This window comes from Acetatifactor muris, from assembly GCF_024623325.1.
GTDB lineage: Bacteria > Bacillota > Clostridia > Lachnospirales > Lachnospiraceae > Acetatifactor > Acetatifactor muris.
Map to the genome: position 1 here is coordinate 22,234 of NZ_JANJZD010000047.1, position 8,118 is coordinate 30,351.

The following is an 8,118-nucleotide window of genomic DNA, read 5'->3' on the forward strand; positions in this document are numbered from 1 at the left end:
CCACCAATATTTAAAAATCATAAAGATTAAGCAGACAATACAATCTTTGCACAGTTTTCAATCTTTGTGATTGCAAAACCATATGTAAAGTCTTTGAGCATAAGATGAACCTGCTCACTCTGGTTATTCATATCCTGGAATACATGGATATCGCCCTTCATATCAAGATTACCGACTTTTCCAGCGATACCAAAGATTCTCTTGTCTGGAATAAGAAGATTACCATTACCCTGTCTCCTTGCACCAGAAATAGCTGCGATACCAATTCCATCATAGGTCTTAGCCAGTCCATATCTATTGAAGTCATTCTTCATGTCATTGCTCATATACTGTGCAAATCCAGACATTCTTCTGATAGCCTGTGCATACTTAGTAAGAGAAACAATAACAGAATCATCGCTTCTATCATTAAGATATAATGACATTGCATCCATTGCATCAAGCGTAGGAACGGAACCAGTAACACTAATAAATGCATCGCCGCCAACAATAGCATTATCTACCTGGGAAAGCATATCGTAGAACATTACATTCTGACACGCTTCTTTCATAAATACGGTAAGATTTGCTATAGACTTAAATCCGTTTTTACGAAGGTCTACATAAGACAGATCGGTTTCTACCTGACGGTTCTTCCATGTAGGATAAACGGCAGACAGATCAATCCAGCTTCTATCAACTACGCCACCTTTAGCAGCTTCGTGAGCAACTAAAGTATTCTTTGCTTCTTTATCGTATTCAGCGTCATCAAATTCACCCACACTGCCTCTTTCAAACATCTGGTCAAGCAGTTCATCAGGAGCATTATAGACTTCTTCCTGTACTGTCTTCTTGATGTAAGCGGCAATCTGGCAGTCAGGATCTTTACCAGTCTCACCAATTTCCCTTGCCCACGCATCGGAAATTTCAGCAACTTCCTTTTCCTCTGCGGTCAAATCTCTTTTATATTCTACTTTTTCTGCAACATCAAAAAGGACGTGCTTTTTGCTCATCACGTCCTGCATTTCACTTGTTAAAATACTCATTAATGTATTCCTCCTGTATTCTATTTATTAGGCAGTAGCATTTTTAGCTGCTGTGTCAGACACTTCAATCTGGATTAAAGTGTGTCCATTATCGTTGTGCAATCCTTTGAACTTATAAGGAGACGTAATAGTAGCTTTCATAGCCTTACCATCCTTAAAAGAAACTCTTGTATCAATAGTTGTCTCTGCTGTAAAATCAGTTTCAACAAACTGGTCAGTGCCAAATTTTTCATCTACCGCAAACTTATCAATAGTTACCATTTCATTAGCCTTGATATTTACAAAGTCTGGATCATAATCAGACATATCACCCCTAGCAGCATTCACACCAGTAGGCACACGTTCCTTATCTACAAACAAAATATCAGCTACAGTTTCCACATCAGTAACTTTTACAAACTTATCAGTTGCGGTATCTTCCCTCACAACAGCCATACCAGTTACCATTTCTGTTTTTGCCTTATGCATTGCATCAGGTGCTTTTGCACCATTGATTCTAAAATTTCTTAACATTGATTAATTCCTCCCATTAGTTTGATAAAATTTTACTCATAAAACTTCTAACATCTGTTTCAGTATCTTCGGATTCAAGATTAGCAGTAGCAGTAACAACCGTTTCAGCGGTAGATACTGTTACTGTTTCAGCATTTTCAGTTTTGTGTTCTATATCAAAAGAAGCAACGAACTTATCTGCAATCAAGCTATTGATAGCTGATACATCCCTTGCTTCGATTAGATCCTGAATTTTCTTTTCTGCGATTTCTGCTTCTGTAAAAAGATTGCCCTTAAGCAATTTATTTTTTAGTGATTCTTTTTCCGCTGTAATCTGTTCCTCAATTTTCTTTCGTTCAGCAACTTCAACCTGTTCCTTGTATGGTGCGAGTTCTGAAATTTGAGTGTTCAAGCTCTGAATTGTCTCACTTGCTTTTATGATAGCATCATTTTTAATGTCTAACTCTGCTTTTACAGTCTGAATTTCCTTTTCCAGTTCAGAAATCTTTGTATTAACTTCTGCAATAGAAACTGTCAATTTTACATATTCAGGTTCACTAACAGTAACTGTATCATCATCTGCAACTTCATATGTAAATTTCACATAATCTAATTCAGACTCAGCACCATCATATTCACACCAAACTTCTTTTTCGTTTGGAAACATAAAAGACGCCCAGCACCATTTCCCTAACTTCTTTCTACATGCTTCTCCAACTCGTGTTTTTAAATCCCAAACTGTAAGTTGTGCAGAATCAGTAGTGGGTGTTTCATTTTGTTTATCTTCGGCAGTAGAAGTAGTATTTGTCGCATCACCGTTCTGTGCTTCAGGAGATGCACTGGCAATAATATTTTCAACTGCTGGAGAAGATTCATTTTTCTTAGCCAATAAACTTTCCTCCTCATCATTGTCATTTATATTATTTTCATCAAGTAAGTCTTGCGAAAGTGCCTCCGCAATCATTAACTGATTATCATTTAATTGTGCCATGCTGATAGCATTTGCACTTGTGCCATAAGATGGATAAGCATATTCGTACCCAAGTAAACAGTTGGCCAAAAACTCATAATCTGTTATTTTACGAATACCCCTATCAAAAATGTATTGATATGTATTTATTTCCCAAGATGAATAAAGTTTTCCTAAACTAAAAAGACGTTGCACAGCAGCAACAACATTTTTATATCTTTTCCATATTCTATATTTGGCAAACAAACAAGGTAAATTTTTAATAGTTCCATTTACGTCAACATTATCATTTTCAATATATACTTCCGTATGAGTACCAACGCTAGAAGTTCCAAAGGTAATCTCGCCAGTAGATTTTGACTTTTTCATTTCATGTCCTGAAAAAGTTGGTTCGCCAGATGGACTAAGACGGTATTTTGCTTGTACTGGCATATTTACTAAAGTTAGAGCTTTTTCTAATGTTGTGTCATCAGTTGGGAGCATATCATTATTAAGATTGGGTTCGTCATAAAAACAGACACGACTTGTTAATTCCAAGTAACTTGTATGTTCTGCAATATCAATAACCTGTCCAATTACTGTAATTGGTGTATTTGTATTATCCAGTATTCTCACCACCTTTCAAATCTCCAACCAATATTCCCGTATTTTCAAATAATTCTTTTGCTAACATTTTCTGATCTTTATTTTGTGTATTAAAAAAGACCTCAGAATTATCGAGATCATAAAATATCATACAATCATCCAATTTATAAACATCGCCTGTTGGCGTTTTAATAAACTTCATACCACTACACCCTCGTTAAATTGTAATCTGAATCGTATTCTTGTTTTTGCTCATCGTCTGATCCGCTTGGTCTACCACCTTTATTATCAGAATCGGTAGAATCACCAGCACTATTATATGAAGTTGGATGAACTGACAAAATTTCCTCATAACCAAGTTCTTTTTCCTGTTTGCGTTTTTCAATTTCATCTCGTACATCCATACCAACAAGTTCATATGCAGTAGAGTAAGAACAATTATATTTAGAGAATAATAGTTCAGACAAATCTTTACGCATTTCAAATTCTAGCAATTCTGCATCTAAAATATGTGGAGTAGGGCAGTATTCCAAAGGTATATCATTCTCTTGTAAAATCAAACAATACCATTGCTCCAGTATCTTTTCTTCCTGCTCAGCAATCTTATTTATCGTTTTCATAAGCTGCTTAATGGATATATTTGCTGTACTGACAGTTTGTTTTCCATCGGTATTAAGAAATGAAATTCCTAATGCAGAAGTCACTCTGGAACGATATTGATTTATACTGTCCACATTTGACATTTCAGCTTTAGGTTCTACATATTCGATTTTTTCAACGAATGGGGGAGAAGTATACAATACTGTAGGATTCCGAAATGCTTTCACAAGGTTTTCGTGGGCATATGCCATTTCCTCTAGTCCTTTACGGTTTCCCTCAGTTCCAAGTAATTCACTTCTTAAAACCTGATGAATAATCTTTTTAGCTTTAGCTTTTGCGTTAATCTTATCTGCCTCGTCAAAAGTATCTAACATCAAGTTTGGCTTTAAAGCCTTAAACACAGGAGTAAGACCATATTTACGATTCATGTTACAAAATCTATTTACACCACATCGCTGAATATCTAATTTTGCATAATGTTCTTTATCTATATATGCTTGATATACTTCTGGTGGATAATTGTTTTTGATTTCATCAACAATACTATTAAAGAATAAAGGTTTGTTTTTTCTGCCTTTAATGGTCGTTTTCTGTAAACGGCTGGTTAGTTCTCTGATGTCTATTAGAATATAAGGATTTCCATTTATATTGTAATCACTGACTATCACAACCCCTAATGGATATGTGTCAACTACATAATGTCCATTTTTCTCCCGTAAGTATTTAATGCAGTTTCCCTCTGTATAAACAGTTGGGATAGAAGAGGAGAGTATCTGATTAATGTTTGTTTCTTTATGAAAACGCTTAATTAATTTCTCGGCCTCATCTTTTTTCTTTTTGGTATATTTTTGTGGGAGATTGTCAAAGGATATTCTCACATTTGCATTTAGATTAGCAACAACAGCTTCATAGACTTTACCAATTATATCATCCTCGTTTATTTCCTGGCGCACAAGAGAATTGATTTTGAGTATCTTACTTAAATCACTTTGGGCATTCTTGGCAAGTCTTTTTATATCCTCAATAGTGAGTTTAGAATCTTCTCCAGACTGTTCATTCAGATATACAGAATATTGCTTATTAGTTGGGTCAAAACTTTGTAATGCTTCTTCCATCCAATGTTTTGCTTTTTCTTCGGAAGTGAGAATGGCAATTTCTTCACCATTAGAATCTACATTGGATGCAAATGTTACACTAAAATCTTCGTCGTTTTCAGAAGAAACAGTAGAAGATGTGTCTGTTTTATTTTCTGGCAAATTATCACCATCCTTTCTTAGAAGTCGATATTAGAAACACAAGATGGAGCAGAATTATAATCAAACTTTTCTTGTGGTGTAGACTGTACAGTTTGTCCTCTCCGCAGTTTATATAAATAATGCGCCAACATTATAATGGTATAAAATCTGTCATCATGAAAATTTGGATCATTTTCTTTTTCCTTTGATAAAGCATATGTACGAGTGGTTTTTTCAGCATTCTCATACTTATATATAGCAGTAATTTCGTTTTTCATAATGTCGATGCTTTGCAAAGCAATAATTTCTTCTATGGACAATTGATAGGATTCCATTTGCTGATTTTCCTCATCAATCTGTTTTGCCATAGATATAAATTCCTGCTTATATTCATATGGAAACTTTATAACGCCCAAATCAATTAACTCAATAAATTCTTCTACCATCTGAGTTCTATATTTTTTGGGACTCAACAATCTTAATTTATTGACAGCATTTGGATATATTTCGTCATATCCTTTATATATATCATGTTCTTTGTCAATTAATCCTCTATGCTTGCGTCCATCTTTATCAGTCCAATCATTGAGAAGTCCGTCAGCGTAAGTTGAAGTTCCACCACCTCCTGCTCCCTGATCGAGCAGAAGAACGTCTAAGTTGTCATAGTCATTTGCCAAGCCATTATATAAGAGCAAATTTTCTCGAATCTTACCCAACTGCCTATTGGAATCCAATTTATATCCTTTTTTACTTGCAGCATCTACAAAATTTATGCAGTTCACAATATCTCCCATATAACCCCAGTTAGGATCATTGGTTATTCTCATGGCACTTAGGATTGAATTATCAGTTGTTCTTGCTGGGTCAAATGCCAATGCAATCCTAGTATTGGGTTCAAAATGTAATTGTGGCAAATAAAAAGATTCATTTCTACGGATGGTTCCCCACTTGACAATTTGATTTACACCACCATCACGAGTAGGCTGATTGTAATATTCTCTACGGGCTTTATCAGGGTTGGCTTTCATAGCAGCTTCTACTTTATCTTTTGTTAGAAGGGGAGTATATGGTTTACCATTCATATAAGTTGTAATTGCACAATCACAAATCATATCCGCTACAAAATAATCTCTATCACCAGCTAACATATGTTTTGCAAAGTTTTTATAATGTTTATAGAACATTTTGCTCATATCATCCTGAGATGACGCATAAACTAACTGAGTAGGGCATTTCCGTTTCTCTGTCTCAGGATTAAACATATCGTCAGTAGAAGTTTTGAACTCCGTATTCTGTGTAGCAAAAGCCTCACAGACAGCAATCAACTCATCAGAAGAAAATGCGGCTTCATCAAAAAATACCAAAGTTGCACGTCTACTTCTGTTGTTATCTGGCTTGCCATTAAGCGTAAATATTTCACTACCATTATAAAAGCTAACATGGAAACTTTCTGGATTGTGTTGGAAACCTGTTTTATTATTTGTAGACTTAACAGTTTCTTTTTCAACAATATCCTGGAGTGAATCAATAGAAGCGGCGGTTTTACCAATCCGTAATACAATTTCTTCGATTTTAGAAAATGTTTCCTTAGACTGATTACCAACAGAAGATACGATATAGATAGCTTGATTCTCATACAAAATGGTTTTTAGTATCATGAATACTGCGCCAAGAAATGATTTTCCAAAGTTTCGACTACAACACCATAAGACGTGTGGTTTGTTCCAGCTTTCTTGTAATATGTATTTCTGGCTATCTATTAGACGGATGCCGAGCAGATCTTCACAGGCGATACAAGGATTGCGCCTGTAATAAGCAATTGATTCAGCATCTAATTCACATATTTTGCGCTTTCTATCAGACAACAGGCGTTTAACTTTTCTATAAGCCACTAACCAACACCTGCCTTCAATCTGTCATTTTCTAGTGTTAAAATACGAATTTTCTCTTTTAGTTCATCTACCTCTTTATTGAGGGTTGCAATCATATCAAGTTGCATTTCATAAACTTCTTTTTTGTCATTTTCATCAAAAATACCATTTTCTTTAATTGCCTTTATGGACATACCTGTTGCCCACTGACTTCCAACCCCTCTTAACTGGTCATAGTAATCAGCTTCAGCTTTGTCGAAATCTTTTTCCCGTAAATCTCTCATGAGATATGTAAGGGTAGATTTGCCGGCATCTTTATTAGAACGATTCTTTACAGAAATTTCATTCTCCTTAGCAATTTTGTCATTGCTTTGAACCAGTTTGTTTTTAATATCGCTTAAAGTTTTGATACTCTCAGCATCTTTTAATGGGTCTAGCTGAGACATTTTCTTGTCACAAATATCAATCTGATAATTGTTTTTTATAATCTGTAATATCTGTGAGAGTTTATATGCGTCATCTGCATTAGAATCATCTTCAAGATACGGCGACAACTGATTAAAAAGAAATTTACGACCTTCTTCTGGATATTCCTCAAACGGATCGTATCCAACAACTTCAATTGCGTATTGTTTATTTTGTTTGTCCTGATCTGACCAAACAATTAATTTCTCATTTTGTTTACAAGCAGATTTCTCATTTCCTGTTATATCAGAATACCTTTGTAACGTTTGTTCTTTCTTGTTTTGGGCAATTACATTAACTGTCTTATGAATAAAACCATCGTTTTCAGAATCTACAAAACTTTTGTCTTTATTTTGTCGTAATGTGTTTATATTTTTGAAATAGAAACCTACTATTTTTTCTCCACATTTTGCTACTTCATCATCAGACAAATATCCATTTTCACGCTTTTGTTGTAAAAACGCTGAATCTAACTCATCAGAGTAAAAAGGCTTGTCTAAGCGTTGACACATTGTTTTTAATTTATTTTCATTAACAGTTCCATTTTCATTTACCACTTCTTTTTTTACACAAGATATACAAATTGGGACACATTTATCTAACGAAAACATGGGACTTGATGACTTATAAAATCCTGTGGCGATAGATTTTTCATTGCCACAAATAGGACATTTTTTCTTTTTAACTTCTTTTTTTGCAGCTATGAATACCACCGCCTTTCAAATAAATTAAGCACTAACTTCCGAAGGGTTCTTTCTGAACTTTGGGTATAATCAATAAATAAGACAGGATTTACACCTGTCTTATTTATTGATTTATTACTTCTCATATTTGGGTATTTGTGTTATAATAGAGACATCAAAATGAGAGGTGAA

Annotated in this window: 7 protein-coding genes; all 7 read right to left on the reverse strand. The window is 34.6% G+C overall.

The annotated features are described in order from the left end of the window. Positions 1-26: 26 nt before the first annotated feature. From NSB25_RS25915 to NSB25_RS25945, 7 genes are read right to left on the reverse strand one after another with little or no spacing between them, the layout of a single operon-like run. Positions 27-1,025 (reverse strand): hypothetical protein, encoded by a 999-nt coding sequence (locus NSB25_RS25915; protein ID WP_103242187.1) that lies wholly within the window; start codon positions 1,023-1,025, stop codon positions 27-29. A gap of 27 nt (positions 1,026-1,052) precedes the next feature. Beyond that, positions 1,053-1,538, reverse strand: coding sequence for a hypothetical protein (locus NSB25_RS25920; protein ID WP_103242188.1), 486 nt, complete (start codon positions 1,536-1,538; stop codon positions 1,053-1,055). A 16-nt stretch (positions 1,539-1,554) separates the two neighbouring features. Continuing rightward, positions 1,555-3,102, reverse strand: a complete 1,548-nt coding sequence (locus tag NSB25_RS25925; protein WP_257479332.1) for a hypothetical protein — start codon at positions 3,100-3,102, stop codon at positions 1,555-1,557. Then, a complete protein-coding gene (locus NSB25_RS25930) occupies positions 3,086-3,274 on the reverse strand; it encodes a hypothetical protein (RefSeq protein ID WP_103242190.1) in 189 nt (62 codons plus the stop codon). Before NSB25_RS25930 ends, NSB25_RS25925 begins: the two co-directional genes overlap by 17 nt. Positions 3,275-3,278: 4 nt before the next feature. Then, a complete protein-coding gene (locus tag NSB25_RS25935) occupies positions 3,279-4,928 on the reverse strand; it encodes a hypothetical protein (RefSeq protein WP_103242191.1) in 1,650 nt (549 codons plus the stop codon). A 17-nt stretch (positions 4,929-4,945) separates the two neighbouring features. Beyond that, a complete protein-coding gene (locus NSB25_RS25940; RefSeq protein ID WP_103242192.1) occupies positions 4,946-6,799 on the reverse strand; it encodes a hypothetical protein in 1,854 nt (617 codons plus the stop codon). Continuing rightward, on the reverse strand, positions 6,799-7,956 hold the full coding sequence (locus tag NSB25_RS25945; protein ID WP_242982611.1) for a hypothetical protein: 1,158 nt from the start codon (positions 7,954-7,956) through the stop codon (positions 6,799-6,801). The genes NSB25_RS25940 and NSB25_RS25945 overlap by 1 nt, the downstream gene beginning before the upstream one ends. Positions 7,957-8,118: the final 162 nt, after the last annotated feature.